Source organism: Pseudomonas sp. O230 (genome assembly GCF_045447035.1).
Classification (GTDB): domain Bacteria; phylum Pseudomonadota; class Gammaproteobacteria; order Pseudomonadales; family Pseudomonadaceae; genus Aquipseudomonas.
Map to the genome: position 1 here is coordinate 332,507 of NZ_JBJGXN010000010.1, position 22,229 is coordinate 354,735.

Sequence of the window (22,229 nt, forward strand, 5' to 3'; positions counted from 1 at the left end):
AGTGCTCCATTACTTCGATTCGCTCATGACGAGCAGGGCTTCGGCCTCCATCACCTGAAGGTCAGGAAAAATCTCGGCGATTTGTTTTTTCTTGATGCCGAGGTAACCGGCTACGTCGCGAATGGACGAGTAGTCGAGCCCGGTGGCGCCGCACGCCCCTGTACGCCATTGCGTGGCCAGGGCATTGAAGAGGCAGAAGGCCGGCCAGTTGTCCGGCCAAACGTCCACATCCTCATCAAAGTCCGCAGGGGATAAGCCGAACAGTCTCATTTGGTCGGCCGGCGCGCCCGGCTCGTACAGAGAGCGCGCTGCGGCGATCAGTTTCCCAGGCGGGCCGAGGAAAACGCCTTTTGATAGGCGTCGACGATGGCATCACCGGCGCCGGCCGAGGTTTCGACCAGAGCGCGAATAGACTCAGGGCTCAACTTGTCGTCAAAGCCCCAGCCGGCCACCAACTGCGTGACCTGCTCCACCTGGCGCTCGATGTGGGAGTCGGTAATTTCAATCAGGGTGAGTTCGTCACCTTTGGCCTTGAAGCGCTCCTGATCTTCCTTGGCGCTCTCCTGCCAGCCCGCGAACAGCGCCGCCAGTTCCTTACGGTCGCGATACTTGAACTCGAACGGCACCTTGATCGTGGTGCCGCCGACGCGCGGGATATCCACGTCGGCTTTGAAGGTGGGATTCTGAGCAATCTTGAACTTGGCCATGGATTACGCCACCGCAGTCAGGTAACGGGTTGGTTCCGCCTGCAACGCCAAGTTGACGGTGCGGGTCAGCAGGTTGTTGCGCGAGACGGCAGGCTGTTTCGAGAACGAGGTGTAGGCCCCGTAGAGCAGCGTGTCGTTGCCCGGCAGGTTGAGACGCGCTGCCTGCACTTGCTTGCCCGCGTCGGCCGCCAGCAGCACCGCGTTGAACGGCTGAACCGGGTCGTCGGCAATGGTCAGCACCATGCTCGCTGCGGATTTATCTGTCGGGATCTGCTTGCCTTGGTCGTTCTCCAAAAACGCCACGTCCAGATAGTTCTGTTCACCACCGGAGAAGGCGAGATCACTGACCTGTGGGATTAGCACCCAGGTCAACACCTTCCTCATGGATCCGGAGCCGTTGCCAGCAGGGAAGACCTGCGTGTCCGTTGTGTCGATCGACTCGAGGGTGATCGCGGTTGCCGTCGCCGCCTTCACGCGCACCACCTTGTTATCCAGCTTGCTCCAGCCGGAACTGAGCAGGACGATATCGCCAGCAGCCAGGGTGCCGCCGACAACGGTTGCCACCGCCTCGGATGCATTGGAGATGGCAGTGAACGCCAGCGCAGCGGCATAAGTCGCGGCGTGCTGGAAGGTGCCGCCGTTGGGGATTTTGTAGCCCATGGGGTTTTCCTCTTTTCAGAAATGACAAAACCCGCTCAATGGCGGGTTCTGGGTTTGCCCAATGGGCGGATTAGTTTGTGTCAGCGCGGTACATGAACGACACAGGTACGATGAACGTGGTGCCGTCGGGAATCCCGGGGCCCGGGTCGACCGGGGTCATGGTCACCACCGTCAGCACGCCTTTGGTGTTCCGCTCGTACAGCGGGAAAAGCGTGGCGATCTGGTCAGCCAGCGCACCGGCCGCGCCGCGATACTTGCCAGATGGCGTCACGATGCTGACCTGAAACACGCCGGTGTACAGCTTGTGGTCACCGCCAAGCGTGTTGCTTGCGGTGTCGCCCGGCAGCGTGAAGGCTCGCAGGTAGGTGACGCCATCGGCGGGCTCGTAAGCCTCGTTCTCGACGACAACCTTCAATGGGGTCGGCAAGGCTTTCGCCCAGGCGATCAGCTTGGCTTCGTAGATTGAAGCGATGATGTTATGGGACATTCTGAAGCCCTGTATAATTAACGCGTGCAGCTAGGGTCGCCCCCGAAAAACCGATTAATCACCGGCCTGCTGCACTCCCCAAGTGATTACTCTGTGATGGAGAGCAACATGGATGAAATCTGGAAAGCAATTCCCGACTTTGAAAAATATTACGAAGTCTCAAGCCTGGGCCGCGTCAGATCCCTAGATCGCAGGACGACCGATAGCATAGGCAGACCCTTTGTTCGCTACGGCAAACAGATCTACATGCGGACAGAAATCAAGGGCTACATAGCCGTGAGATTGTGCGTCGAGACCGTGCATAAAACCTACAAGGTCCATCGCTTGGTTGCGTATGCGTTTCTGCCTCCGCAACCATCCGCCGATCACCAGATAAACCATATCAACGGCGTCAAGGGTGATAACCGCGTGGAGAATTTAGAGTGGGTCAGCTGCTCGGAGAATGTGCTGCACGCTTTTGCCACCGGGCTTTGCTCATCTCGTAAAGGGTCAGCAAATTCGCGATCTATCCTTAGGGACGATGATGTGCGCACCATTCGCCAGCTCAGCTCCGGCGGCATGACGTGCGCTGCGATATCTCGAAAGTACATTGTCAGCGAGGCCACGATACGGAACATCCTCAAGCGTCGAGCATGGACTCACGTTGCCTAGACTTTATTCGCTGCAATTGCTTCATCAACTATTTGCTGAAATCTCGCAAGCGTCACGCGGATCATTCCGGATGGCGCTTGTTTGCTATGGCCATATTCCAGGGCGATGCCATACGGCAGGTTGTTCACCAGGTACGCCGTCTGGCCGATGGTCAACGACTGCACCTGCGCCCTCAGCACCGCCATCGAGACATTGCCCGATGGGTCGATCTGATCGAGCACGCCGTCGGCAGGGGTATCAATAGAGAACTGCCAGTTCCCGCGGAACCGCCCGCCGACGTAGTCCTTGCCCGCGACCAGGCCGTTCACGTTGTAGTTCTGATCGCGCTCGGTCTTGGTCAGAGGCTTGGCATACTTCACGCCGCGCTTCAGCTTGCCCGACCTGTTGAAGTTGCTGTCGGTCAGGTTGATGACCGTATTGCGTACAGCCACCTTAAAGTCGTAATCATCTGCCGCCGCGGTGTTGGCCTGTCGATGCGCGACGTTGGCCGCCCAGATCTCGGGGTTGCCCACCGGCGACATGCGGATAACGCTGCTGCCGATTTCGATCACAATTTCACGGAAGGTGGCGTCGAGCCCGGCCTGCGCCTGCTCGGCAAACTGGCGGATGTTCTCGGCGAAGCTGCCGTTGAGGCCTGAGTATTTGCTCATGACCGCACCTGCAATTCGTAAAGAATCGGCGTGCCGGCCGGGTTGATCTCTTTCAGCGGCGGGACGATTGACCAGGTGCGACCCTGAACGATGACCTTGTTCAGCAGGTCTGGCACCCATAACAGTCCCTGGGCGGCGATCTTCAGCTTCTTGTCGCCCTGCTTGATGAGGCTGTTGTTCTGGAATTCTTGGCCGGTGAAGTCGATCAGCATGCCTTGGGCGGTCTGCTCGGTGACGGTGTCGGGACCGGCAGTTCCGGTATCAGGGTCGTACTCGCCGGCGGTGGTCGCCCGAATAGTCACGGGTTGGCCGAACTCTGTGATCATCTCCAGAGCCATCACGGCCATTTCGTCGTAGAAGGTGGCCATGGTTGCTCCATATCACTTATGCGCGGACGGCGAACAAGCCCCGCTTTTGTAGGTAGTCAGCGAACTGCGTAGCGCTCGGCCGATCCGGCGCCGCCGGCAACAGTCGGCCGCTGGTGTTGGCGATTGTCGCGTACTCGCGAGTGACCGCACCTTCGACACGCTCCAGCGTCACAGCGCCTTTGCGCTTGTCGATAGGGTCGATGTCGTCGGTGTGAATCTCGGCGGCCAAAGCCATCTGGCCGTACTGGATGCGCGCCGGCAGGTAGTTGTCGGGTTTTATCTGCTGATCCAGCTCAACCCCTCGGCGCGGCCAGGCAAGCGCCTGATCGCTATCCGTCTTACGCCCCTTCCAGGTCTTGCCATCCATCGCCAAGGCGGCCCGGCGCAGCAACGCTTCTTGCGCAGGCACTTCTGCGGGAATGACCACGCCGAACTTACCGGCGTACATGACCAGGTCCGCAGCACTCGCGTAGCTTTCGGCGTCTGGCTTGCCGGTGCCGTCCTCGATGATGAGTGTCATGGATCGACTCGCTGGAATGAGCGTTGAATGATTGGGCGCCAGAGTGACCGGCACCCGCAGTATTACGCCTTGGGCATCTCGGCGACGAGCCTTTCCAAGGATTCTTTCGAAGCGTTCGCCCGGTACGTCACACCGGCCGCTTCGAGCTTGGCCTTCAGGGCTTCGACTTCTTGCACTTCGCCAGCCTTCAGCGATTCGATCTCGCCACGCAGTTTTTCGTTTTCACTGGCGAGAGAATCGCGACTGGTGGCCAACTCATCCACTTTGGTGCGGATGTGATCCAGGGCGTGGTAGAGACGGATCGCCAGTTCGCCGCATTCTGGCTTTTCGATCTCCCCTGCATCGAGGCCATCAATGACGCCGCGGACCATGTCGCTCTCGATACGAAGCTTTCCGACCAGGTCTTCCAGCTCGCTTTGATCGCCGCCCGCCACAATCACAGCCGGCTGCGAAGCCACTTCTTTCAAAGTAACTTCGGGGACTTTGTCCGCTTCACCTTCCCGGCTCTCGGTCACGTTCGCGTCGATGATGATCAAGCCCGCTTTATTGGCGATCGCCTTCACGTCATCTTCGTAGCGGTGGAACGGGCCCGGCAGATACCAGATGTTATCGGTCATCACTGTCACTCCGCTGCGCCAGGGCATTATGCCCCGGAGCAGCCTTCAGGTGGTTACTTGGCGGCGTCGCCGATCAATGCAACACCGGCGGTGTCCTTGATGCTGGCTGCGGTTTTGTCCCAGTTGGTGCCCGTGGCGAGCGCGGCACTGGTAGGCGACTTGCCGCCGTTCGCGGTATCCCAGGTGTAGCCCTTCAAACCAACGCTGAAGGTGTAATCCACCTGAATGGTCGTCTCGATACGCTCCTTGCCGTTGGTGGTCTGAACGTTCGAAATGATGTCGCGGCCATCACGAACCTGAGCGGCGCCCGGCACCAAGCCAAGGATGATTTCCTTGTTCGGAGTGCCGGTTTGCGCCAGTGCCGGGGAGTCGGTGACAACCGACACCTTGCCGAGAATGTCGACCACGCGGACGTTGCCCGCCACGAACAGGTTGGTCGGGTTGGCAATCGCCTGGCCGACCAGCTTGTGGTAGGTGCTGCCCTGCATGATCTGGGCGACGATGCTCTGGCTGGCATCGCCGAACTTCGCGTGCGCCAGGTTCAAGGCGGCCTGAGTGATGCCTGCTGTTGCCGACACGTCGTTCACCGCGGCTGCCTGGGCAGTGATTGCGGCGACCAGAGCGGCGATGGCAGTGTTGAGCTGGTCCTTCAGCAAGACTTCGGCAAAGGCGCGCGATGCAACCTCGATGCCTTGAATGGTTGGGCGCTCAAGCCACGTCATTTGCGACGGCTCGTAGCGAACTGGGCCGAAGCCGCCAGCCACTTTCACCGAGGCGTTCTGCAGCTCGGTCAGGTCGGTCGCGGCGACGGTGTTGTTTGCACCGTAACGGTTGACCCGACGCTGAGCCGCGCCCAAGTTCTGGAAGAAGGACTCCAGAAGGAAATCACCGGTGAAGCCGTCCGGGGACAACAGGATCGCGCCATTGCTGGCGATGTTGAACGCTTCCAGCATCTGGTCCAGCGTCTCGAGAGTCGCCGGCATGATGTACTGGTTGAAGACCTGCATTTGAGACAGGGACATGGATCAATTCCTTACTTGAGTGGGAGGTCGGAGAACCGGCCCGCGATTGCGGCCTGTCGTTCTTCCTTGGTGCCGCCGATCTTGCCTTTTGCGGCCCCGCCGCCATTCCCAGCACCGCTGGCCCCGCCACCCGATGCCTTGCTACCCGCGATCAATGGCGCGAACGCCACGTCGTTTGCGAATTCTGCTTTCAGCTCGTCCAGCGTTGCCGCCGAGAGCTTGCCCTGCTGGTCGAGAACGACCACAACAGGCTTCCCGTCGCGCTGCTCGACGCTCAAACGGCGTTCGATATGCGGCAACAGGGCTTTGGCGCTGCCTGGGATTGCCAGGGCGGACGCGATATCAGTCGCGGTACGGCCGACGGTCAGATCCCGGATCTGAGTGCTCAGCGTTCCACGCTCCTGTTCCAACATGCCGTTCAGCTCAGCTTCGCGGCGGTTGAATTTTTCCGACCAGGACTTTTCGAGTTCTTCCACGTTTCCCGACTTGCGAGCGAGCTCTTCACGCTCAAGGCGTGCTGCCTCTTCGGTTTCCCGCGCCTTCTTCTCAGCGGCTTTTTTCTCGCCGAGCAGTTCATCGACCTTTGCCTTCAGGCCGGAAACGTCTTCTGGTTGAGGCAGGCCTTCAATACCGAGGACAAACTTTCCTTCCTTCTCGGTGTAGAGCGATTTAACGGAATCATCGAGACCGTCCAGAGTGTCCAGCTGATATTTCAAACCCATTTGCTTGTCTCCCAGAGACGATTTGCAGGCCCTGCCCGCAGATATGAAAAAGCCCCGTCATTGACGAGGCTTGTGTGAATCGTTGTCGCTTATTCGATCCGCTGACCAGAGATGACCTCGCCGAGCGAAAGCCCGTGGCGGCTTCGGCGAGACTCGATACCCGCCGCAGCATCCTTGGCAACCATCGCGTCAGCTACGTTGTCAGCCTGCTGAGCATTGCCGAATTCACCGACGGTGATAGACGAGGCGCCGCACCCGCCACCAGCGCTTGGCGTTTCTTGCGTGTAGCAAGTGACTATGTATCGGGTCACAGGGCGAACTTGGTATTCAGTACTCATAGAGCCTCCGGCCTGCGCACAGGCTGATTTGTGGGTGTTATTTGATGCCCGCCCGTTCGAACGCCAACGGCTCAAGAGCCTTCATCTGCACAAGGGTGAGGGGTGAAAAGTTGCGATCAAGCTGCAGCTCCGAGAATCGCTCGATGCTCAGGCCACCTTCGCGAAACAGCTTGGCGCGAACTGGGCCGATGGCCTTGTCCTGAAACGCTGCCGGCTGCTGCTTGAGCCAGTCGTAATAGCTGAGGTCTGCCCTCACCTGCTGGGCGCCACCGTCACCGATGGATGCCCGCGTGGCGTCCTTGGCGAACAGAGCGCTGAAGCGGGTAACAGCAACGACCGTCGAGCGACAGTTGATGTGGATCGGCGGCCGAGGCCCCTCGGTCAGCTTGAAGCGTTGCTTGTCGAGCGACCGACATTGACTGGTCGTTTTCGTATCCAGCGTGCTGACCCATTCCACCGCCTGCACGACGTCGGCGTTCTCTTTCAGCGTCTCCATGCGTGCCTGGGTAGCGACGTGCTGCACTGCTGTCCGAACGACCGAGCCGGCATTCCGGTTGGTCGTGGCCAGAATCCCGTCGTTGTACTGGAGCGCCTTGGTCCCGCGAATGTTCTTGATGATCTGGAAGTTGGTTTGGCCTTCGAAGAAGCCCTGCCTGATCGCGCCTGTGAGGCGTTGACGCTCAGTAGAGGTGAAGCCATCAATGAACGACTTGAGCAGCTTACCGCCGTCCGCACCGCGCACGCTGAGCGGGTTGCCGAGGATCGCTGCCCGGATCGCAGCAGCGCCAGGCACTGCCGCATCAAATGAAACGCCCACCGGTGCCGCCCGGGTCAGGCTGGCCGCCTCGAACTCAGCTTCGTAGTTGGCGATGTCGATCAGGTCGAGGTTCAGCTTCTCGCTGTAACGGTCGAATATGCCCAGCAGCAGGCTGTCAACCTCACTCAGCAGCCGCTCCAGCCGAGCGACGGTGTAATCCGTCAGGTCAGCCCGGGTCAGCCGCTCACGAATCGAGCGGTCGATCTCCTTGAGGAATGGCCCGAACTTGGCGACCTCCCCCGACTTCAGCTGCGCGAGGAAGACAGCGTGCCGGATCGTGGCGTCAAGGATTGCTTGGTTTGCCGCCATTCGGGATTACCTCGGTGTCATCTAGAGCAGGTCCTGGGCTTTCTGTTTCCAGCTCGTCGCGGATCTGGTCGTCGGTCTTCTCGGGATCAATCACCCCGCGATCGCGCAAGTACTGCCAGAAGTCAGACGACGGCAACTTGCCGCCCTGCACCGCATTGAACAGTCCGGTCAGGATCGTTGCGTCGAGAGTGATCTGGCTGAAGTCCTGATTGAGCTTGTAGAGGGTCTCGCCCTTGGCATTCACAAACTCAGCCATCCAGACCAGACATTGGCTATAGGCCTCGCTGACGTTACTCACCACCAGGGAGAGAACGCTGTGTTCGGCGGCGCTGTCGTTGTCAGCCTGGGTTGCGGTCTTCACCGCGCTGCCGCGCTCGATCAGTCGGGCACCGAGCGACACCATGTCTTCTTTCTTGGCGTCCATGGCCTCTTTGGCAAGCGCATTGGGCTGCGCCTGCATCATCCCGCAGGCGCCACCCTGAGGAAGCAACCACGGCGCGCGCGATCCGAGGAAGATGCCTTGCTCTTCCAAATGGTCGCGCCATTGATCACTGAGACCGGACATCCACGGCTGAGGCTGGCCCACCAGGTAAGCGGCCTCTTCGTAATCCGCGCTGTTGCGGTAATGCCCGATGTTGATTTCAGCCATGTCGTACAACGGCGAGTCATCAACGCTGGTGTCGTTGTTCTCGCTGCCCAGGAACTGAAATGGGATCACCTTCCACGGCTGGCCTAGGCCGTTCAGCGGAGCGAAAGGCGCGACTGTCATTTCCGTCTTGCTTGATCCTTCCTCCCAAACCTCTTGGGTGTAGACGCCAGCGGCATCGAGGCGCAGCACGCGATATTGCACGACCTGCTCACTGCCGAAGCCATCGTCGGTATCAACGTCGACCGTCTCGCGCAGCACAACCAGGCTCAGCAGATGTTGGCCGCCGGCCTGTCGTGTTTTCCAGTTGATGATTGCCTCAGTAGGGTAGCTGGCGACATTTGCACGGGCGCGTCCCGCTTGCTCGTCCGCTTTGCTCACCGACCCAGGCTGCACAGCCGCGTAATCCACCAGCAACCCGTGGCGGCCTACTTCGAGCAGGTGCCCGATGACCGACTGCGACTGCTGGTAAACGCTTACGCCTTGCCCGTCGATATCCTTCGACACGTAGTCCAGCGCGCCCGGCACAGCCAGCGTCGGCCATGTGCGAAACACCGCACCCACCAAACTGTGTTTCGTGCGGCCGGTCGCGTTGTAGAACACGGCGCGCTTCTTGTAAGCGTCGTATCGGTCCTTGTTGTCCTGGCTGGTGTCCGAAGCATTCGGGCGAGGCAGATACTTGTCACCGGCTGCCTTGATGGTTTCCGAGCCCTTGCAGACGTCGCGCACCAAGCGCCAGCGGTTTTGAGCCGCCTTGTACTCGGGGCGGGTAAATGTGACGTCATTGGCCATTAGCGTGCAAACCCCATTTTGATTTTCGTGGCCGGCTTCCTTGCGCTCTTGGCGACAGCGAAGTACCGGAATCCGTCGGAGCCGTGAGACGTCCAGTCGTGAAGCGGTTTGTCTTTCCAGCAACCGCGCTTGTCGTCCCACTCCTTCCGATAGTTCTCGATACAGTTGATGCCCTGCTCGCACTTCGACTCATCGAACACGCAGAGGGGAAGAATTTCCCGGACCTGCTCGATGCCGTCGTTGATGCCGATTTTCGGTACCACCTGGAATGTCATGCTGTATTTCTGCCCGTCAATCTCGTAGCCCTCGCGGGCCAGCTCGCGGCGGGTCTTGGCGTCACTGCCGAACTCACGGTTGTCGATGTCGTGCGGCCCCCAGTGCTCGGAGTAGGTGTAACCCTTGTCCTTGAGCACTTTCATGTAATGCCGCAGGCCTTCGCCCGAGTTCTCGTAGTAGTCGATGACGTGAAACTCTTCACCGACCTGGCGCACGAACCAGATGGCCGTCGAGTCGCCGACGCCGATATCCCAGAAGGTCATCACCGGCAGGTGGCTGTTGTTCGGTATCACGCCGATACGCTGCTGGGCATAGAGCTTGGTCAGCTGCTGCGCGTAATAAGCGCCCTCAATCGACTGCTGGAAGGCTTCGACGGGGATCGACGGGTATTCCCGCTTCATGTCGTCGCCGAGTGTCTTCTCTTTGGCCGCGTACCAGGCGCGCTGGCCGCCGTTCGTGATGATTCCGTGCTTGGCGTGCAGTTCGTTGAAGTAGTCGGTCAGGCGCTGCGGGATGACCACGTCAGTCGGGTCAAGCCAGTAGGCCTTGTTCTTCCACCAAGAGAAGAAGAAAAACTTCCAGTCCAGCAAGCCCAGGGGCACGCCGGCCAGTTGCTGGCGTTCCGCGCTCTGCGAATAGTCGAAGAAGTAGCCCGCCCGGCCCTCCGCCGTCGATTCAATCGTGACGAAGCAATCGGTGGCGACAGCCTCGAAGGCGCCGGTGACGATCTCGCGGGCCTTGTGCGGAAACTTGGCGCAGATCTTCCCGAACTCGGATACGTGCAGGTAACGCAGCGTGCCGCCCCGGAAGGACGTGGACACATAGAGCGACCCGCCCTTGCTGAACACAAGCTCACCAGCAGCATCGTTAGAAGCAGGGTTGGCAGCGCGTATCTCAGCAGGCAGGTTGTCGTAGGCATACTTGACCTTCTCCCGGAACAGGCGCTTGGCATCGTTCAGGGTGTGAGCAATCAGCGCGCACTTGGCCGATTCGAACAGCGCCGCGTCCAGTTGGATGATGCAGCACTCAGTGGTGAAGCCGAGCTGCCGAGCCTTCAGGATGATGTTGCGCGTATGCATCCCATCGAAGTACTCGATCTGCTCGTCCGTCATCCGGAAGCGGACCTTCTTGCCCTGCTTGTCCGTGATGAAGTAGAGATTGTTCAGCCTCCAACGCTTATCCCGGAGCAGCTTCAAGTGCTCGGGCTTCATGTCAGGCTTCCTTCGATAGATCGTCCATCAGTGCAGCCAGGTCGCTGACTGTCTTGTCGCCGGTCTCGGTGTCGAGGTTGTAAGCCTGTCGCTCACCCTTGATGACTTTGAGCTGGGCATCGACTCCAGCGTTCAGGGAGCGGGCAAAGTCGCCGGCGTTGTCAGCGTTCACATCCATATCGGATAAGGCATCACAAAGCTTGTTCGCAATACCGCGCCACTGAGCAAGATCAATCCGATGCGACAACACCAAGTCAGCACGAATGTCTGACTCAGCTTCAACAATTTCCGCATCAGTGCGGTGCGTACTTTCCGTGCGTACTTTTGTGCGTACCAGTTTCTCTTTGGTCGCAGCCTGAACCTTTCCGGTCAGATCCCGCTTCCAGTCTTCCTTGCTTGCTCGCTTTCGAATCGCACCCTCAGTGAGGCCATGTTTCTCTGCAAGCGCTCTGACTGACGGGGAGCCCGAGCGGTACGAGGCCTCTATAGATTCCCAGTCAATGGACTTTCTCGTCGCCATTGCTGATTTTCCTTTCAATAAAACTCATCACTGAATCGCGATGAACATCTTCGGCACCCATTGGTACGGCGATAACACCGGCTGAGCGGCATGCATCCATCACGAGCAACTCTTCCTCTGGTCTACCCCACGAAGAGAAGACCAGAGCCTTACGTATTTTCGGCACCCCAGCGTTCGCCATGCCAATCTGGATTGCGTAGGCGATGCATTGCCCCAAGCCTGAAAGGACATGCTGCTTCCCCTTCGCGCCATCCTTCAGCTCGCATACAGTGAGCGAGCCATCCGCGTGGATCAGCAGGTAATCCACCCGGCCCCGCGGAACTGGGAACTCGGCTTCGGCCCGGATGATCTCGGGTACAACACCATCAAACATCCTGATGTGCGGTTTATCGGCCGCAAGCAGACCTCGAACCACTCCAGAGAGGAATGCCTCTCCTTTTAGGTGAAGGTGGTGATAGATGACTCCTGGCAGCCCCGCCAAGCTGCAGGCTTCACGGATCGCCTCCCAGTCGGGTTGCTTGGTTGTCATGGGGAATCCTTAGTCTTGGCTGTCCAGCAGCACATCAATCAGCTTCTGCTCACCCAGACGCATGGCACCCAAGCATTGCAGGTCGTCGCACTTAGGCCCTAACCCGAACACAGTAACCTCGCCTTTTGGGCCGATCAGGGTTAAGGCGCCAACAGTACATTCCGGATGCTCGCCGGCATCGAGATCATCAGCAATCTTGCGAAGGGTCTTAGCGGCGTCGCGCCAGTCCTCCCGCTTGAACTCAACGACCTTCACGCTCATATGGTCACTCGCTCTATCCACTCTGCAATGATTCGGCGAACCACAGGCTCGGTCAGGGTGCTTGAAGGCTTGTCGCCCGAGACAACCTCGTGCACAAGGGCCAGAGGGATCACATGTACGCCGTCTTCAGCCTCCACCGTCAGGTGAGGTCTGTGAGCAGCCAGGTCGTGAATCTCTGCGGCCATTCAGCTCACCATGATGCTGGTCTGCACCTGGGCGTGCCCGTGCAGGAGTGATACGACCAAGCCCTGAGGAAGGCCGGCAGCCTTGGCAGCGTCTACCGCCTTGGCGATGGCGCCATCCAGATCATTGACGGCCTTGTTGATGTCCGGGCTCATCGGCAGGACGTGGCGCAGGCGGGTGACGTTGGTCATGCGCCCTCCACAGGAACCATGGTGATCTCACCCCATACAGGGTGGAAGTCGATGTGCTCGCCATCCAAGCAAGTCGGCGGGTCATCACACACCACTGCTATTCCGGCCTTGGTGTCGGCGTACAGCACATAATTGACGCGCTCGCCGTCGATAAAAACCAGCCGCAACCCTCGCCCATCGTTTACCCAGTGGGCGTTATCGCCTGATTGGTCGCTCATTCGATAGCCTCGTAGTTGTCGGAAAAGTAGTCAGGGCGAACCGGCCAGCACTCGCCCTTATCTCCTTTCAGAATCCAGTGGCCGACAGGCGCAATCAACGGGCCTTCGAGGGTTTGGACAGTCAACCCGTTCTTCTGGACGCTATACGAATACTCGGTCCACTTATCTGCGGCAACGCTGCCTTTGATGTCAGGAGTACCGCCCATGAACTCGACGACCTCAAACAAGTTGCCGCCATTCCATTGGATGCCATCAATCACGGTCGGCTTTTTGCGAAATTTCATGATGTTCTCCAATGTCGCGACACAATTTGATGATTCGCGAAACGTGTCGCGGATTACTTGCTCTGACTGCGCTTGATCTGGGCGTCCACCTGGTCGGCGCACGTGTCGAGTAGTTTGATGGCCTGATCCTTCAGCTCCCACACGTCACCGTTGAGGCGAAGGTCGGCTTGGTCTTGATCTACCCGCTCGCAGGGGATCAGCTCAGGCGCTTCAATTCTTACGGCTTGAGTCTTTGTTACCACTGGCGGCTTTCCCGCGCAGGCCGTCAGGAAGAGGCTGAGCAGCCCAATCACGAACAGGCTTGCTGTTGCGCTTGAGATCTTCAAAGTCTTTCCTCGCCTTTTTGGCTTTGTCTTCGCTGGCCTTGATGCGTTTGGCCAGGTCGGCGGTGTACGCGGCATTGCGCACGGCCTCGGCGCGCAGCGTAGTGATGGTGGCCTGGCTCTCAACGTTGGCCTTGATGGCGTCGTCCTTGCTGCGGGTCTCGACAGCTACCTCACCGCGCAAGGCGACGACGCGGTACTGCTGAATTCCTACCAGTAAGAACGCCACCAAGGCGATGATGATTCCCGCTGCAATGGCCTTCATGCTGAATCCGCCTTGCGACCAAGAAAACGAGTCACCAGTTCACGGATGGCAGTCACGCCGAGGAACCCAATAGCCCCTCCAGCAGCAACCGATAGGCTGGGCGGCCAGGTCATCCACTCAATCACGCTGGACGCAACAAGGCTCAGCGATCCGCAGATCAGCGATTCGAACAGGATCCGACGCTTACTGGTTTCCTTCGCGTCGTACATGACTCGAAGCAACGATACGGTGATGGCCATGATTGCGCCCTGCCAGAGCGGATTGCTCAACGCCAGCCAGATCTTGGCCCAGGTGTCTGGCTTATCAGGCATGGTAGGCATCCGGGTTGCTCCCCTCGGGGAGATTGATAAATCCGGCTCCAACTGCACGCCCAGCTCGGAGCAATGGGTGTGGAGGGGCCGAAAACGAAAAAACCCGGCGCGAGGGCCGGGTTTGTGGAGCAAGTTGCCGTAGGCAAAATACTCAATATGGCAAAATGATGCCCTCAGCCGCACGGGAAGTCAAGATGCCTCTTTCATCTTGTAAATCGCCGCCCCGATTGGACTCAAAGCCATCCGATCCACGTCCTCACAGCAGTCGAAAGTGAGCCGGACCATGCACTCCCAATCACGATCCCAATTGAATGATTCCAGGCTAATTCCGTACTCGGCGAGCAACCAAGCACGGAACGCCTCGGGCTTGCTAATCGGGTCGTCATTTGATGACTGTCCACCCTGGTGCATGTAGCGATATCGGCGCATCACACCCTTGACCACGTATTCCAGTTTTTCGCGTTTCGCCGCGGTCATGCGCTTGGACTTCGAGACCACCATGCCGAAGATCATTTCCTCGGCCGCCTCGCGGATATCGTCGTCGCGATTGGCGGCATACATGTATTCGCCGAACAGGCGGACCTGCGGGTGGAGTCTGGCGATCGCCGACTGGATGTGACCTGCGAGCGCGCTGTGCATTGCGTGATTCGCCGTAGGGCCGCGCTCCGTGGATTGAACGACCACCCCGAGCTGGACGACGTCCGATGTTTGGCCGGGCGCCGGGTTGTAGGTGCAGTCGTGCCACGCTTGGCGTGCAGAGTTGATATTCATGCGGCCTCCCCCTTTTTCAGCTCTTTGGTCAGTGCCCGGTAATGCGCAGTCAGCGCCTTGAGCTCATCAATCGCGTACTTCTTCGGCGAGTGCGGCCCTTCGAGCCACTCCAGCTTCTCCGCTCCGATCTTCTCGATCAGCCGTGGGCGATACCCCAGAAGGTTCCCCGACTTGCCCATGTTGCAATTGCGATTGCACTGAAGATGTACGTTGAGGGGCTCAAAGCGAAGCTCAGGCGCTGCAGCAGTCGTCCTGTAGTGGCCCGCGCAGTACTGAACGTCTGCCGTCGTGCCGCAACTGATGCAGGGCTGACCGGCATCACGCGCCCTGATCCAGGCATTGAAAGCGGTCTGGGTGTCTTTGAGGTGATCCGCCCGAGTCTTCAGCTTCTCCTTGCGCACCTTGATCTCCCGGCGCCCGGCCAGGGCCAGGGACTTCTTCTCCTTTGCCTTCTGCACCTCGACGACGGCCAGCGCGCACTTTGGACTGCACACCGCCTGCCCAAGGCGCTGCGGGACGAATGAGTCCCTGCATGCTGGGTTCTTGCAGGTCTTGGGTTTGGGTTGCTTGGAGGCGAGCATTAGAACCCCTCCATCTGTTTGAGGTGTTCTTGGCGCTTCTCTTGCTCTTGCTTGTCCTGTATGTACCGGATCAGGCTGTCCAGGCGGCGCATTGTTCGGACCGATGGGCGGAATTCGGCTGCGCCGCCATACTGCGTCCCATACGAATAAAATGCGTTGCTGATCCAAACCTGCGCATCGCCAAGCGCTGCCGTGTGAGGACCGACATCAATTGACTCCCAATGCTTGTCGATCAGCCGGTTAAGCGCTGCGTCCCATTCCGGGCAGTACTTTTTGAGGTACAGCGCTCCGAAAAGCGTGGATGTCGCCCATCTCCAGTAAAAACTCTTCATACAGCCTCCTTGGCTTTCTGCTGCCCGAATTCAAAATTGCCTCGCAGAGGCATGAGGTATTTCTCAGCGATGCAGCAGCGCGGATGGTCAACGAGGGTTTTGCTGATGGTCAGTGAAACCAAGCCATCTGCCTCCACCACCCAGGCGTTTGCATCCCCACGGTTAAACCATGGGCCATGCGCGGAGAAAGAGTCGCAGCCAGGCCCAATGCCCTCAACCAGCTGCACACAGCGCCCGATCAGGGTTGGCACCAGCGGACATGACACGATCAGCGCCAAGTCGCCCGGCTTGAATTGGCTGTTCAATATCTGCCCCCCCATTTGTCCTGCTCGGTCCACTTCACGCCGTGCTCGGCGCCGAACGCCCCCATCAGCTCGAACAAATCGCTGAACCACTTCTGTGATTGCTTGCGGGTCGATACGCCCAGCACGACGTAGCCGCCGTCGATACCCGGCACGACGTCTTGCTTCTGGAGCGCGGAGCTGAAGACGTGCTTCCAGTCTTCATCCGAGAGCTTCTTGCCGTACCACTCGACCTGGCTGGATACGTCCTTGAGCATTGCCCACATTTTCCGGTTGCAGACGTCAGGGCGCTTCTCGTCCTTGATCACCACTACCTTCGGTTTGGTGAAGTCGGATGCGTGAAGGAAGCCCATCAGCCGGTTTACGTCGCGCTGGTCGCGGATTGCGAACTCGGTGCTCATGACTGGCCACCCGCATTGATCGGCGCCATCGGCGTGATTCCCGGGATCATGTTTGCGCGACGGATCAGGACGTTGGCGCGCTCATGAGGTATGCCACTGGCATCAGACTGGCCATTCATGTAACCGTGCATGTAGGCGACATTCCGGCGCTGGGGCGGCAGGCAATCCTTGCCGCGCATGTAGCCCTGAACCATTTCCCAATCAGCATCGGTGTAGCTCTCAGGTTTGGCGTAGCTCATGACTGCTCTCCCTTGCCCATGGCGGCGTCGAGAGCCACGTCAAGCTCTGAGGCTGAGGGATAGATCGTGTTGATCCTGCCCAGATCGGTCGTATAGCTGACGGTCCTCTTGAGCATCACGGAGGAGTTGCTCTTCAACCACTGATACCGATTAGAATTCTTGCGCAGCGCCTCAACCTCAGACCTCAACGCCGCGTTCTGCGCCTCATACGCCTCGTAGCCGGTCTTGAGGCCTGCGATTTCGGCCTTGAGATCGTCGCGCTCTGTTTCCACGCTCAATAGGTCGTTGGTTAATTGCTCGTTGATATCGCGCTCTGCATCAATCTCGACGGCAGACTGAGAGCGATCAACCCCGCGCATTTTTTCGAGCTCTCGACTGTAGTAGCCGGACAGTTTGTCCTTGCAGAGCGCGTAGTTGCGCAGAGCAAAGAACTGTCGCTTCAAAACCGCGTATTCCGTTGCCGGCACAGCGTTCAAGGATGCGGGCTGCTCGGCCACAGCCTTGTATTCCTCGATCTCGGCGATCAGGGCCATGAGTTGCGGCAGCGCATTCACAGCCGCAACAGCCAGCCATGAGTCGCGCTTGTAGCTAAAGCTAGCCCATGGCTCTTCCTTGGCCCATGGCTTGCCAATTTGGAACGGCTCGTTCGGGCAACACACTCCCCCCATGCTCTGCGCCGTTTCGGACCACTGCCCCGGCTTATGCTCGGCTTGCTCGATTGCTCGATTCAGCGCCTCGGCCAATGCCTTCAATTTTGAGTAATCGCTCATGCCGTCACCGCCACTGCAATCAGGAAGACGAAAAAGAAACCGATGGCGTAACCAGCCAGGATTGCGGGTAGGGTTGAATGGGATTGGTTGCTCATCAGAAACCCTCCTTGCCGCGCTGAGATTCCCACTCGAACGGAATGACGATCACCCCACCCTCCCGCAGACGGTCCACGCAACGCTCGCCCATCGCCGACGGAAGAGATTTTCCGTCCAGGTTCGAAATGATCACCGTGGGGCGCATCTGCTCGTAGCGACCGTTGATGATTGCGAACAGAGTCGTCAGCTCGAAGTCGCTCGGGTTTTCCTTGCTCACCCCGATCTCGTCCAGAACCAGCAGCGACGGCGCAATCAGCCCGGATAGGATCATCCCCTCGGTGCGCTCGGTGCCGCCGCCGTACGTTGACCTGATGTCGTGCAGGATTGAGCCGACAGTGCGGTACACGGCCGTGGCAGCCGTCTTGCGCATCAGCTCGTTGGCGATCGCGACAGCCAGGTGGGTTTTTCCGGTCCCCGGCTTGCCCAGCATCAGCAGGCAGCGGCCGGTTTCGGAGATCTCCGGAAACTTGTCCACGTACTTGCGGCAGATCCGCAGCGCCTCTTTCTGCTCGGGTGACTCGGCGCTGTAGCCATTGAGCGTCTTGTCGGTGAAGCGCTTTGGAATCAGTGCAGAACCCAGTTTGACGGAGAGCTCGTAGCGTTCGTGAATCTTGGCCCGCTCGGCCTCTTCTTCCTTCGCGATGCGCATGCACTCGGGGCAACCGGTCTTGAAGACCTTGCCGAAGATCACGTTCACGGTTTGCGAAAACTGGCCGTGGTCCTCGCAGACTCCGGTGGTCTTTTGCGGAGCCGGCGTAGCGCTTGGCATGGCGATTACGTTTTCAGATCGCATAGCTGCCATCCTCGCGAGTGATCAGGCCGGAGGTGTAGTCGCGTTCAGCGAATCCGGTGTGCCGGGATTGAGTTTCACGTTTCGGGAACTGGCGGACATTGCTCGCGCGGTGCTTGTCGTCCTTCACCCACTTGACCAGCAGGGATACCCATTTGGATTGGACTTGCAGGAAGCCGGTGCTTTCGTGGTGAGCAGTGAACGGGGCAACGGCTTCACGGGTGAACAGGTCAGCTGAGACACCGAAGTGGACGCAGTAGGTCTTCAGGAGGTTGTCGTCAGGCATCCACTCCAGGGTCATCTCGACAGGGGCCTTTGGGTCGACAGGTTCCGGAGCTGCTTCGAGATTAAATTCAGGCTGAGGGTTTTCGGCCGCGGTGTGAGAGTGGTGTTGTTCTTCTCTTCTCTTCTCTTCTTTAGGTAACGCGGAAGTAACGCTGGCAGCGTTACCTTTGGTCTTGTGGTTTGACACACGCTTTGCCGTCAAAGCCCTGTTTTTACCGGTCTTCCCATTGTGTCGCTCGAAGTGAGGAAGGGAAATAACGCCGTCTGCTTCGACCATCCAGCCCACCGATTTCATGTGCTCGCAGAAACCGGTAACGCCAACGGAACGGTCGAGCAACTTTTTGCTAACGCTCGGAGCGTTACCTTTTTCAGTTTGTTGATCGAACCAGGCCCACACGCGCATCAGCTTCCCGACTACCGCGTCCTGATCGATATCAGCGAGGTCCGCAATCTGGCAAACCTCAGGTTTGTCCATCGTCACGAGTTCGAATTTGATCCAGTCTCCGGCCATTACTTGCTGCCTTTGCCGATCAGGTCGGCTAGTTCGAGGAAGCGATCGACATACCAGTGAGGCTGCGTCTCGCGAGGGGATTGAGGGCTGGTGAGGTTTTTGCCGTAGGCCAAGCCCTTCTCGGTCACCGACCAGAAGTCGACCATTTCCTGCTTGGAGTTTTTCCGCTGGAGCTGCTTGAGGAAGCCATTGGCGGCCAGTGCGCGGTTGAAGCCCGGCGCGGTGCTGCTGATGGCGTTGTCTTTGATTAGTGCGGTGACGGCCTTTGTTGGCATGGATGAGCCGCCCACAGCATCTGGTGCTGCGTCCACGGCGTAGCCCGGCAAGAATTTGGCGTCGAGCCCGTTGTTGGCGGCGATCTGGTTCAGCATCATCACTTGGCTGGATGGCGCGGGCTTCAGCAGACGCGTGAAGCATTCGAGGATGGCAAGCTCGCCGACAACCTTGGTCCCGTTGAGCATGACCTGCTCGCGGGCGCCCTGCTGATGCTCCAGCTCTCGCCAGCGGCGAATCACCTTCATGCGCATCGGGGCGCTGTAGCCGGTGAGCAGGCAGTCGGTGTGTTCACGGTCGAGCATGTACTCGACCTGCTCGCGGTTTTGGCCGTCCAGATAGATGTGCTCAAAACTGAGCACATCTAATTTCAGCTCTTTCAGCATTGCCGCGATGTCCCGCTTCACGTTGTTGTGACGCTTACCGGTGACGTTGGCGATCTCGCGAGAAGACATAACGGTACGCGACACGTTTTCAGAATTCGAAAAACGTGTCGCGACATTGACTGGGGTATTGACGAGAGAAGATTGTGTATTCATTATTGCCTCGTTGATGTAGCAATGAACCGGGCCGTGAACCCGGTTTTTTTGTGCCCGCGATTTAGTGAATCTTCGAAGCGACCAGCGCCGCGCGGTCAGCCATTGCAACCGCATGGGCGGCAAGCGAACGGCAGAATGATTCGAAGGACTCGGCATAGACCTTGTCTTTGTGATCAAACACACCGTCCGCAAAAACCTTCCCGCCCAAGCCGGCGACATGACCAAAGCTGGTGGAGATGCCAGCGAACACCTGTAGTGCGTCGTCGATGTTCGAACCGATCTGTTTAACGGCCAGCAGGCCGTAACGACTCGACAGCTCAATAAGCGCGCGGTCGCGCCAAGGCTGATCGAGCGCGGCAACCCACGACTCTTCAATCCACGAAGGGATTTCAATACGATCGCCGCTGTCATCAAGCCAGCGCTCGACGCGCTTGCTCCACGCCTTGTAGGCGCGGCCGTAAGCCTGCATGTCTGCGGTTTTGGTCATACCTTGCAGATCTGGAAAGCCCTTTTCCTTGCAGCGTTCCGGAGCACGGTCAAAAAGCTGGTGATTGAGCTGCTCCGCGAAGCCGTCCTGGCTCATGCTCGTACGAGCGATCATGTCGCGCGCAATGGCGACCAAGACCGCATCGCGTGTTTCGTGTCGCAAGTTCGACGTTTCCATGAGGCTCTCTCGTTCGTATTCTGGGTTCATGCCAATTCGCTACTACTGATCAAGGACGCATCCATGACCGACTCTTCTTCCAGTCCCGAAACAGGGACCAGCTCGCCTTCCCTTCCGTCTCTGCGGTCCCTAATAAGGGCCGAGAATCATCGTGTTGAAGGGAAGGCAACCACGTTGCTGTGGGTCGTCTCGTTGTCGCTGATCGCTTTCTTGAGTCCCGGCATGGCCAGGCGCAAAAGCTCGGATGCCAGGGCGTCCGGGGTGATGCCGATCTCCAGCGCCCATCGCGCCAGTTCTTCTGTTGCGGTCTTCCTGAGCTCTACTTCTGCACCGGGCATAAATCCCCCTCCTATGCCTGTTCAGGCTTGTCGCTTTTCCAGCTCAAACGGCAACTCGCCTAGCGTTCGCCTGACCTCAAGCGCCGCCTCGATGATTTCCCGGCTGAGCACGCTATGTTGCAGCTTCATGTCGCGAGCAACGTCCTTGAGCTCCTGAAAGACTTCGTCATCGAGGCGCACCTTCACCTGGTGTTCATGTCGGTGCGCTTTGTCGTCGTAGGCCATAGGTTCACTTCCGGGGTGGGCGTGATTGGGCTGGGTTAGGCGGCGGATTTCTTTGGGTGAGCTTCCACAAGCAACCAAGACGGTTCGAATGGCTTTCCATTGGCGGCGGCCAAAGCAGCAATCCGCTCGGCGTAGCGGGTCTCGCCGGTGTATTCCGTGCGCGGCAGACAGTCGGCGGTCAGCCATTTGTAAACAGCCCGAGGAGACTTCCCGCAGGCCAGCGCAACCACCGGCACGCCACCAGCGTCATCTATCGATTTCTTGAGCGGCCGCATAAGGCCTCCGGGTCAATTATGAACTTACAGTACATATTATGTCGGAACTGAAAGTACATGCAAGTGCGTGCGACATTGAACCTATGGTTCATATAGAAGATTTACGCGCAGGATTTGTCGCCCGCTTAAAGCAGTCGCTGTCTACTCAAGGCATCGATCAGTGGGGGGCGGGCGTTCGCTTGGCGAAAATAGCCAGCGTCACCCCAAAAGCATCCAGCAAATGGCTGAATGGCGAGTCGCTACCGGGGCCGGCAAAAATGCGAGCAATTGCTGATGCCCTCAATGTGAAAATTGAGTGGCTTCAGCATGGTAGTGGTGAAGGCCCTTCGGGCGCCGGTGCATTGCCGGAAGAAAAAACGGCGGACAAATCAGTGACATCGTCCGCAGACATCGTCCGAAACATGCTCGCGAAACACGGCAAAAATCTTTCTGATGAGGCCAAGCAAAAAATTGCGGAAGCCATTCAGGAAACAGTTTCTAAGGTGGGCGCGAGCAACGTCATCAACGTTGACTTCTCCCGTCCTGGCCAAGTCGGTGATGAGGTATGGATTGCGCATTACGACGTTCGCGCGGCGATGGGTGGCGGGCAGATCCCGCACGAATACCCCGAAATGCTTCAAGATATTCGTGTCAGCCCCAAGCATCTGCGCGAGATGGGGGTCGCGTTCAAAGAGCACTTCCATCTCAAGATGATCACTGGGTGGGGGCAATCGATGGCACCGACGATCAAGGATCGAGACCCTCTACTTGTCGACATCACGATCAGGGAGTTCACTGGGGACGGTATCTATCTGTTCTCCCACGACGAAATGCTGTACGTGAAGCGCCTTCAAAAGAAAGGCAAGGATCGATTCAAGATGATCTCGGACAACAAGCACCACGACCCTGAGGATATTCGTGTAGACGATACCTACATCCTGGCTCGGGTGCTTTACGTGTGGAACGGACAGCCGGTGTAA

The 22,229-nt window shown here is 58.5% G+C and carries 38 protein-coding genes; 2 read left to right on the forward strand and 36 right to left on the reverse strand.

All coding sequences use genetic code 11. The features are described 5' to 3' along the window. Positions 1 to 9: 9 nt before the first annotated feature. From ACI77H_RS22960 to ACI77H_RS22975, 4 genes are all read right to left on the reverse strand, one after another. Positions 10 to 270 (reverse strand): DUF1799 domain-containing protein, encoded by a 261-nt coding sequence (locus ACI77H_RS22960; RefSeq protein ID WP_407013993.1) that lies wholly within the window; start codon positions 268 to 270, stop codon positions 10 to 12. 47 nt (positions 271 to 317) lie between these two features. Then, a complete protein-coding gene (locus tag ACI77H_RS22965) occupies positions 318 to 707 on the reverse strand; it encodes a phage tail assembly chaperone (protein WP_149658532.1) in 390 nt (129 codons plus the stop codon). A 3-nt stretch (positions 708 to 710) separates the two neighbouring features. Further along, positions 711 to 1,367, reverse strand: coding sequence for a phage tail protein (locus ACI77H_RS22970; protein ID WP_407013994.1), 657 nt, complete (start codon positions 1,365 to 1,367; stop codon positions 711 to 713). A gap of 70 nt (positions 1,368 to 1,437) precedes the next feature. Continuing rightward, positions 1,438 to 1,854, reverse strand: a complete 417-nt coding sequence (locus tag ACI77H_RS22975) for a phage tail terminator-like protein (protein WP_407013995.1) — start codon at positions 1,852 to 1,854, stop codon at positions 1,438 to 1,440. Between the two features lie 108 nt (positions 1,855 to 1,962). Between ACI77H_RS22975 and ACI77H_RS22980 the strand changes: the two genes are divergently transcribed. Continuing rightward, complete coding sequence (locus ACI77H_RS22980; RefSeq protein WP_407013996.1) at positions 1,963 to 2,505, forward strand: NUMOD4 motif-containing HNH endonuclease; 543 nt, start codon at positions 1,963 to 1,965, stop codon at positions 2,503 to 2,505. On the opposite strand, the gene ACI77H_RS22985 is transcribed toward ACI77H_RS22980, so the two are convergent. From ACI77H_RS22985 to ACI77H_RS23140, 32 genes are all read right to left on the reverse strand, one after another. Continuing rightward, complete coding sequence (locus ACI77H_RS22985; protein ID WP_407013997.1) at positions 2,502 to 3,155, reverse strand: hypothetical protein; 654 nt, start codon at positions 3,153 to 3,155, stop codon at positions 2,502 to 2,504. The genes ACI77H_RS22980 and ACI77H_RS22985 overlap by 4 nt on opposite strands. Beyond that, positions 3,152 to 3,523, reverse strand: coding sequence for a hypothetical protein (locus ACI77H_RS22990; RefSeq protein WP_407013998.1), 372 nt, complete (start codon positions 3,521 to 3,523; stop codon positions 3,152 to 3,154). The genes ACI77H_RS22985 and ACI77H_RS22990 overlap by 4 nt, the downstream gene beginning before the upstream one ends. 16 nt (positions 3,524 to 3,539) lie before the next feature. After that, a complete protein-coding gene (locus ACI77H_RS22995; RefSeq protein ID WP_407013999.1) occupies positions 3,540 to 4,043 on the reverse strand; it encodes a DnaT-like ssDNA-binding protein in 504 nt (167 codons plus the stop codon). 62 nt (positions 4,044 to 4,105) lie between these two features. Next, positions 4,106 to 4,660, reverse strand: coding sequence for a hypothetical protein (locus ACI77H_RS23000; protein ID WP_407014000.1), 555 nt, complete (start codon positions 4,658 to 4,660; stop codon positions 4,106 to 4,108). Between the two features lie 53 nt (positions 4,661 to 4,713). Next, the gene (locus ACI77H_RS23005; protein ID WP_407014001.1) at positions 4,714 to 5,682 is read right to left on the reverse strand and encodes a major capsid protein; all 969 of its coding nucleotides are present in this window, start codon (positions 5,680 to 5,682) and stop codon (positions 4,714 to 4,716) included. A gap of 11 nt (positions 5,683 to 5,693) precedes the next feature. Beyond that, positions 5,694 to 6,404, reverse strand: a complete 711-nt coding sequence (locus ACI77H_RS23010; protein WP_407014002.1) for a hypothetical protein — start codon at positions 6,402 to 6,404, stop codon at positions 5,694 to 5,696. 89 nt (positions 6,405 to 6,493) lie between these two features. Next, positions 6,494 to 6,742 (reverse strand): hypothetical protein, encoded by a 249-nt coding sequence (locus tag ACI77H_RS23015; RefSeq protein WP_407014003.1) that lies wholly within the window; start codon positions 6,740 to 6,742, stop codon positions 6,494 to 6,496. A 37-nt stretch (positions 6,743 to 6,779) separates the two neighbouring features. Beyond that, on the reverse strand, positions 6,780 to 7,868 hold the full coding sequence (locus tag ACI77H_RS23020; protein WP_407014004.1) for a minor capsid protein: 1,089 nt from the start codon (positions 7,866 to 7,868) through the stop codon (positions 6,780 to 6,782). Continuing rightward, entirely contained in the window at positions 7,843 to 9,306 is a 1,464-nt protein-coding gene (locus ACI77H_RS23025; protein ID WP_407014005.1) for a DUF4055 domain-containing protein, read from the reverse strand. Before ACI77H_RS23025 ends, ACI77H_RS23020 begins: the two co-directional genes overlap by 26 nt. Then, positions 9,306 to 10,793 carry a terminase gene (locus tag ACI77H_RS23030; RefSeq protein WP_407014006.1) on the reverse strand — a complete coding sequence of 496 codons (1,488 nt, stop codon included), beginning with the start codon at positions 10,791 to 10,793 and terminating at the stop codon, positions 9,306 to 9,308. The genes ACI77H_RS23025 and ACI77H_RS23030 overlap by 1 nt, the downstream gene beginning before the upstream one ends. Before the next feature lies 1 nt (position 10,794). Beyond that, the gene (locus ACI77H_RS23035) at positions 10,795 to 11,313 is read right to left on the reverse strand and encodes a hypothetical protein (protein WP_407014007.1); all 519 of its coding nucleotides are present in this window, start codon (positions 11,311 to 11,313) and stop codon (positions 10,795 to 10,797) included. Beyond that, positions 11,291 to 11,842: a hypothetical protein gene (locus tag ACI77H_RS23040; RefSeq protein ID WP_407014008.1), complete on the reverse strand. Its 552-nt coding sequence runs from the start codon at positions 11,840 to 11,842 to the stop codon at positions 11,291 to 11,293. The genes ACI77H_RS23035 and ACI77H_RS23040 overlap by 23 nt, the downstream gene beginning before the upstream one ends. A 9-nt stretch (positions 11,843 to 11,851) precedes the next feature. After that, positions 11,852 to 12,103, reverse strand: a complete 252-nt coding sequence (locus ACI77H_RS23045) for a hypothetical protein (protein ID WP_407014009.1) — start codon at positions 12,101 to 12,103, stop codon at positions 11,852 to 11,854. Between the two features lie 185 nt (positions 12,104 to 12,288). Continuing rightward, positions 12,289 to 12,477 carry a hypothetical protein gene (locus ACI77H_RS23050; protein ID WP_407014010.1) on the reverse strand — a complete coding sequence of 63 codons (189 nt, stop codon included), beginning with the start codon at positions 12,475 to 12,477 and terminating at the stop codon, positions 12,289 to 12,291. Then, complete coding sequence (locus tag ACI77H_RS23055) at positions 12,474 to 12,695, reverse strand: hypothetical protein (RefSeq protein ID WP_407014011.1); 222 nt, start codon at positions 12,693 to 12,695, stop codon at positions 12,474 to 12,476. The genes ACI77H_RS23050 and ACI77H_RS23055 overlap by 4 nt, the downstream gene beginning before the upstream one ends. Next, a complete protein-coding gene (locus ACI77H_RS23060) occupies positions 12,692 to 12,979 on the reverse strand; it encodes a hypothetical protein (protein ID WP_407014012.1) in 288 nt (95 codons plus the stop codon). The genes ACI77H_RS23055 and ACI77H_RS23060 overlap by 4 nt, the downstream gene beginning before the upstream one ends. 210 nt (positions 12,980 to 13,189) lie before the next feature. Then, the gene (locus tag ACI77H_RS23065; RefSeq protein ID WP_407014013.1) at positions 13,190 to 13,567 is read right to left on the reverse strand and encodes a hypothetical protein; all 378 of its coding nucleotides are present in this window, start codon (positions 13,565 to 13,567) and stop codon (positions 13,190 to 13,192) included. After that, complete coding sequence (locus ACI77H_RS23070; protein ID WP_407014014.1) at positions 13,564 to 13,887, reverse strand: phage holin, lambda family; 324 nt, start codon at positions 13,885 to 13,887, stop codon at positions 13,564 to 13,566. The genes ACI77H_RS23065 and ACI77H_RS23070 overlap by 4 nt, the downstream gene beginning before the upstream one ends. 180 nt (positions 13,888 to 14,067) lie before the next feature. Next, a complete protein-coding gene (locus tag ACI77H_RS23075) occupies positions 14,068 to 14,649 on the reverse strand; it encodes a hypothetical protein (protein ID WP_407014015.1) in 582 nt (193 codons plus the stop codon). Continuing rightward, positions 14,646 to 15,230, reverse strand: a complete 585-nt coding sequence (locus ACI77H_RS23080; protein WP_407014016.1) for a recombination protein NinG — start codon at positions 15,228 to 15,230, stop codon at positions 14,646 to 14,648. Before ACI77H_RS23080 ends, ACI77H_RS23075 begins: the two co-directional genes overlap by 4 nt. Next, positions 15,230 to 15,562 carry a hypothetical protein gene (locus tag ACI77H_RS23085; RefSeq protein WP_407014017.1) on the reverse strand — a complete coding sequence of 111 codons (333 nt, stop codon included), beginning with the start codon at positions 15,560 to 15,562 and terminating at the stop codon, positions 15,230 to 15,232. The genes ACI77H_RS23080 and ACI77H_RS23085 overlap by 1 nt, the downstream gene beginning before the upstream one ends. Beyond that, positions 15,559 to 15,867 carry a hypothetical protein gene (locus ACI77H_RS23090; protein ID WP_407014018.1) on the reverse strand — a complete coding sequence of 103 codons (309 nt, stop codon included), beginning with the start codon at positions 15,865 to 15,867 and terminating at the stop codon, positions 15,559 to 15,561. The genes ACI77H_RS23085 and ACI77H_RS23090 overlap by 4 nt, the downstream gene beginning before the upstream one ends. Next, positions 15,864 to 16,265 carry a recombination protein NinB gene (locus ACI77H_RS23095; protein ID WP_407014019.1) on the reverse strand — a complete coding sequence of 134 codons (402 nt, stop codon included), beginning with the start codon at positions 16,263 to 16,265 and terminating at the stop codon, positions 15,864 to 15,866. Before ACI77H_RS23095 ends, ACI77H_RS23090 begins: the two co-directional genes overlap by 4 nt. Further along, a complete protein-coding gene (locus ACI77H_RS23100) occupies positions 16,262 to 16,504 on the reverse strand; it encodes a hypothetical protein (protein WP_407014020.1) in 243 nt (80 codons plus the stop codon). Before ACI77H_RS23100 ends, ACI77H_RS23095 begins: the two co-directional genes overlap by 4 nt. Next, a complete protein-coding gene (locus ACI77H_RS23105) occupies positions 16,501 to 17,274 on the reverse strand; it encodes a hypothetical protein (protein ID WP_407014021.1) in 774 nt (257 codons plus the stop codon). The genes ACI77H_RS23100 and ACI77H_RS23105 overlap by 4 nt, the downstream gene beginning before the upstream one ends. A 94-nt stretch (positions 17,275 to 17,368) precedes the next feature. Next, positions 17,369 to 18,163 carry an ATP-binding protein gene (locus ACI77H_RS23110; protein ID WP_407014022.1) on the reverse strand — a complete coding sequence of 265 codons (795 nt, stop codon included), beginning with the start codon at positions 18,161 to 18,163 and terminating at the stop codon, positions 17,369 to 17,371. Continuing rightward, entirely contained in the window at positions 18,153 to 18,956 is an 804-nt protein-coding gene (locus ACI77H_RS23115; protein ID WP_407014023.1) for a DnaT-like ssDNA-binding domain-containing protein, read from the reverse strand. Before ACI77H_RS23115 ends, ACI77H_RS23110 begins: the two co-directional genes overlap by 11 nt. Next, positions 18,956 to 19,684, reverse strand: coding sequence for a Rha family transcriptional regulator (locus tag ACI77H_RS23120; RefSeq protein ID WP_407014057.1), 729 nt, complete (start codon positions 19,682 to 19,684; stop codon positions 18,956 to 18,958). Before ACI77H_RS23120 ends, ACI77H_RS23115 begins: the two co-directional genes overlap by 1 nt. A 145-nt stretch (positions 19,685 to 19,829) precedes the next feature. Then, positions 19,830 to 20,432: a hypothetical protein gene (locus tag ACI77H_RS23125; protein WP_407014024.1), complete on the reverse strand. Its 603-nt coding sequence runs from the start codon at positions 20,430 to 20,432 to the stop codon at positions 19,830 to 19,832. 146 nt (positions 20,433 to 20,578) lie between these two features. Further along, on the reverse strand, positions 20,579 to 20,770 hold the full coding sequence (locus ACI77H_RS23130; RefSeq protein WP_407014025.1) for a hypothetical protein: 192 nt from the start codon (positions 20,768 to 20,770) through the stop codon (positions 20,579 to 20,581). 21 nt (positions 20,771 to 20,791) lie between these two features. Then, positions 20,792 to 20,995: a hypothetical protein gene (locus tag ACI77H_RS23135; RefSeq protein WP_192416168.1), complete on the reverse strand. Its 204-nt coding sequence runs from the start codon at positions 20,993 to 20,995 to the stop codon at positions 20,792 to 20,794. Between the two features lie 35 nt (positions 20,996 to 21,030). Then, positions 21,031 to 21,270 carry a hypothetical protein gene (locus ACI77H_RS23140; RefSeq protein WP_407014026.1) on the reverse strand — a complete coding sequence of 80 codons (240 nt, stop codon included), beginning with the start codon at positions 21,268 to 21,270 and terminating at the stop codon, positions 21,031 to 21,033. Positions 21,271 to 21,353: 83 nt separating this feature from the next. On the opposite strand from ACI77H_RS23140, the gene ACI77H_RS23145 reads away from it, so the two are divergent. After that, positions 21,354 to 22,229 (forward strand): S24 family peptidase, encoded by an 876-nt coding sequence (locus ACI77H_RS23145; protein ID WP_407014058.1) that lies wholly within the window; start codon positions 21,354 to 21,356, stop codon positions 22,227 to 22,229.

What these genes read in the sequence shown, in the direction of transcription:
- ACI77H_RS22960 (WP_407013993.1), bottom strand. Translation starts at nt 270, where the DNA reads ATGAGACTGTTCGGCTTATCCCCTGCGGACTTTGATGAGGATGTGGAC.
- ACI77H_RS22965 (WP_149658532.1), bottom strand. Translation starts at nt 707, where the DNA reads ATGGCCAAGTTCAAGATTGCTCAGAATCCCACCTTCAAAGCCGACGTG.
- ACI77H_RS22970 (WP_407013994.1), bottom strand. Translation starts at nt 1,367, where the DNA reads ATGGGCTACAAAATCCCCAACGGCGGCACCTTCCAGCACGCCGCGACT.
- ACI77H_RS22975 (WP_407013995.1), bottom strand. Translation starts at nt 1,854, where the DNA reads ATGTCCCATAACATCATCGCTTCAATCTACGAAGCCAAGCTGATCGCC.
- ACI77H_RS22980 (WP_407013996.1), top strand. Translation starts at nt 1,963, where the DNA reads ATGGATGAAATCTGGAAAGCAATTCCCGACTTTGAAAAATATTACGAA.
- ACI77H_RS22985 (WP_407013997.1), bottom strand. Translation starts at nt 3,155, where the DNA reads ATGAGCAAATACTCAGGCCTCAACGGCAGCTTCGCCGAGAACATCCGC.
- ACI77H_RS22990 (WP_407013998.1), bottom strand. Translation starts at nt 3,523, where the DNA reads ATGGCCACCTTCTACGACGAAATGGCCGTGATGGCTCTGGAGATGATC.
- ACI77H_RS22995 (WP_407013999.1), bottom strand. Translation starts at nt 4,043, where the DNA reads ATGACACTCATCATCGAGGACGGCACCGGCAAGCCAGACGCCGAAAGC.
- ACI77H_RS23000 (WP_407014000.1), bottom strand. Translation starts at nt 4,660, where the DNA reads ATGACCGATAACATCTGGTATCTGCCGGGCCCGTTCCACCGCTACGAA.
- ACI77H_RS23005 (WP_407014001.1), bottom strand. Translation starts at nt 5,682, where the DNA reads ATGTCCCTGTCTCAAATGCAGGTCTTCAACCAGTACATCATGCCGGCG.
- ACI77H_RS23010 (WP_407014002.1), bottom strand. Translation starts at nt 6,404, where the DNA reads ATGGGTTTGAAATATCAGCTGGACACTCTGGACGGTCTCGATGATTCC.
- ACI77H_RS23015 (WP_407014003.1), bottom strand. Translation starts at nt 6,742, where the DNA reads ATGAGTACTGAATACCAAGTTCGCCCTGTGACCCGATACATAGTCACT.
- ACI77H_RS23020 (WP_407014004.1), bottom strand. Translation starts at nt 7,868, where the DNA reads ATGGCGGCAAACCAAGCAATCCTTGACGCCACGATCCGGCACGCTGTC.
- ACI77H_RS23025 (WP_407014005.1), bottom strand. Translation starts at nt 9,306, where the DNA reads ATGGCCAATGACGTCACATTTACCCGCCCCGAGTACAAGGCGGCTCAA.
- ACI77H_RS23030 (WP_407014006.1), bottom strand. Translation starts at nt 10,793, where the DNA reads ATGAAGCCCGAGCACTTGAAGCTGCTCCGGGATAAGCGTTGGAGGCTG.
- ACI77H_RS23035 (WP_407014007.1), bottom strand. Translation starts at nt 11,313, where the DNA reads ATGGCGACGAGAAAGTCCATTGACTGGGAATCTATAGAGGCCTCGTAC.
- ACI77H_RS23040 (WP_407014008.1), bottom strand. Translation starts at nt 11,842, where the DNA reads ATGACAACCAAGCAACCCGACTGGGAGGCGATCCGTGAAGCCTGCAGC.
- ACI77H_RS23045 (WP_407014009.1), bottom strand. Translation starts at nt 12,103, where the DNA reads ATGAGCGTGAAGGTCGTTGAGTTCAAGCGGGAGGACTGGCGCGACGCC.
- ACI77H_RS23050 (WP_407014010.1), bottom strand. Translation starts at nt 12,477, where the DNA reads ATGACCAACGTCACCCGCCTGCGCCACGTCCTGCCGATGAGCCCGGAC.
- ACI77H_RS23055 (WP_407014011.1), bottom strand. Translation starts at nt 12,695, where the DNA reads ATGAGCGACCAATCAGGCGATAACGCCCACTGGGTAAACGATGGGCGA.
- ACI77H_RS23060 (WP_407014012.1), bottom strand. Translation starts at nt 12,979, where the DNA reads ATGAAATTTCGCAAAAAGCCGACCGTGATTGATGGCATCCAATGGAAT.
- ACI77H_RS23065 (WP_407014013.1), bottom strand. Translation starts at nt 13,567, where the DNA reads ATGAAGGCCATTGCAGCGGGAATCATCATCGCCTTGGTGGCGTTCTTA.
- ACI77H_RS23070 (WP_407014014.1), bottom strand. Translation starts at nt 13,887, where the DNA reads ATGCCTACCATGCCTGATAAGCCAGACACCTGGGCCAAGATCTGGCTG.
- ACI77H_RS23075 (WP_407014015.1), bottom strand. Translation starts at nt 14,649, where the DNA reads ATGAATATCAACTCTGCACGCCAAGCGTGGCACGACTGCACCTACAAC.
- ACI77H_RS23080 (WP_407014016.1), bottom strand. Translation starts at nt 15,230, where the DNA reads ATGCTCGCCTCCAAGCAACCCAAACCCAAGACCTGCAAGAACCCAGCA.
- ACI77H_RS23085 (WP_407014017.1), bottom strand. Translation starts at nt 15,562, where the DNA reads ATGAAGAGTTTTTACTGGAGATGGGCGACATCCACGCTTTTCGGAGCG.
- ACI77H_RS23095 (WP_407014019.1), bottom strand. Translation starts at nt 16,265, where the DNA reads ATGAGCACCGAGTTCGCAATCCGCGACCAGCGCGACGTAAACCGGCTG.
- ACI77H_RS23100 (WP_407014020.1), bottom strand. Translation starts at nt 16,504, where the DNA reads ATGAGCTACGCCAAACCTGAGAGCTACACCGATGCTGATTGGGAAATG.
- ACI77H_RS23105 (WP_407014021.1), bottom strand. Translation starts at nt 17,274, where the DNA reads ATGAGCGATTACTCAAAATTGAAGGCATTGGCCGAGGCGCTGAATCGA.
- ACI77H_RS23110 (WP_407014022.1), bottom strand. Translation starts at nt 18,163, where the DNA reads ATGCGATCTGAAAACGTAATCGCCATGCCAAGCGCTACGCCGGCTCCG.
- ACI77H_RS23115 (WP_407014023.1), bottom strand. Translation starts at nt 18,956, where the DNA reads ATGGCCGGAGACTGGATCAAATTCGAACTCGTGACGATGGACAAACCT.
- ACI77H_RS23120 (WP_407014057.1), bottom strand. Translation starts at nt 19,684, where the DNA reads ATGTCTTCTCGCGAGATCGCCAACGTCACCGGTAAGCGTCACAACAAC.
- ACI77H_RS23125 (WP_407014024.1), bottom strand. Translation starts at nt 20,432, where the DNA reads ATGGAAACGTCGAACTTGCGACACGAAACACGCGATGCGGTCTTGGTC.
- ACI77H_RS23130 (WP_407014025.1), bottom strand. Translation starts at nt 20,770, where the DNA reads ATGCCCGGTGCAGAAGTAGAGCTCAGGAAGACCGCAACAGAAGAACTG.
- ACI77H_RS23135 (WP_192416168.1), bottom strand. Translation starts at nt 20,995, where the DNA reads ATGGCCTACGACGACAAAGCGCACCGACATGAACACCAGGTGAAGGTG.
- ACI77H_RS23140 (WP_407014026.1), bottom strand. Translation starts at nt 21,270, where the DNA reads ATGCGGCCGCTCAAGAAATCGATAGATGACGCTGGTGGCGTGCCGGTG.
- ACI77H_RS23145 (WP_407014058.1), top strand. Translation starts at nt 21,354, where the DNA reads ATGGTTCATATAGAAGATTTACGCGCAGGATTTGTCGCCCGCTTAAAG.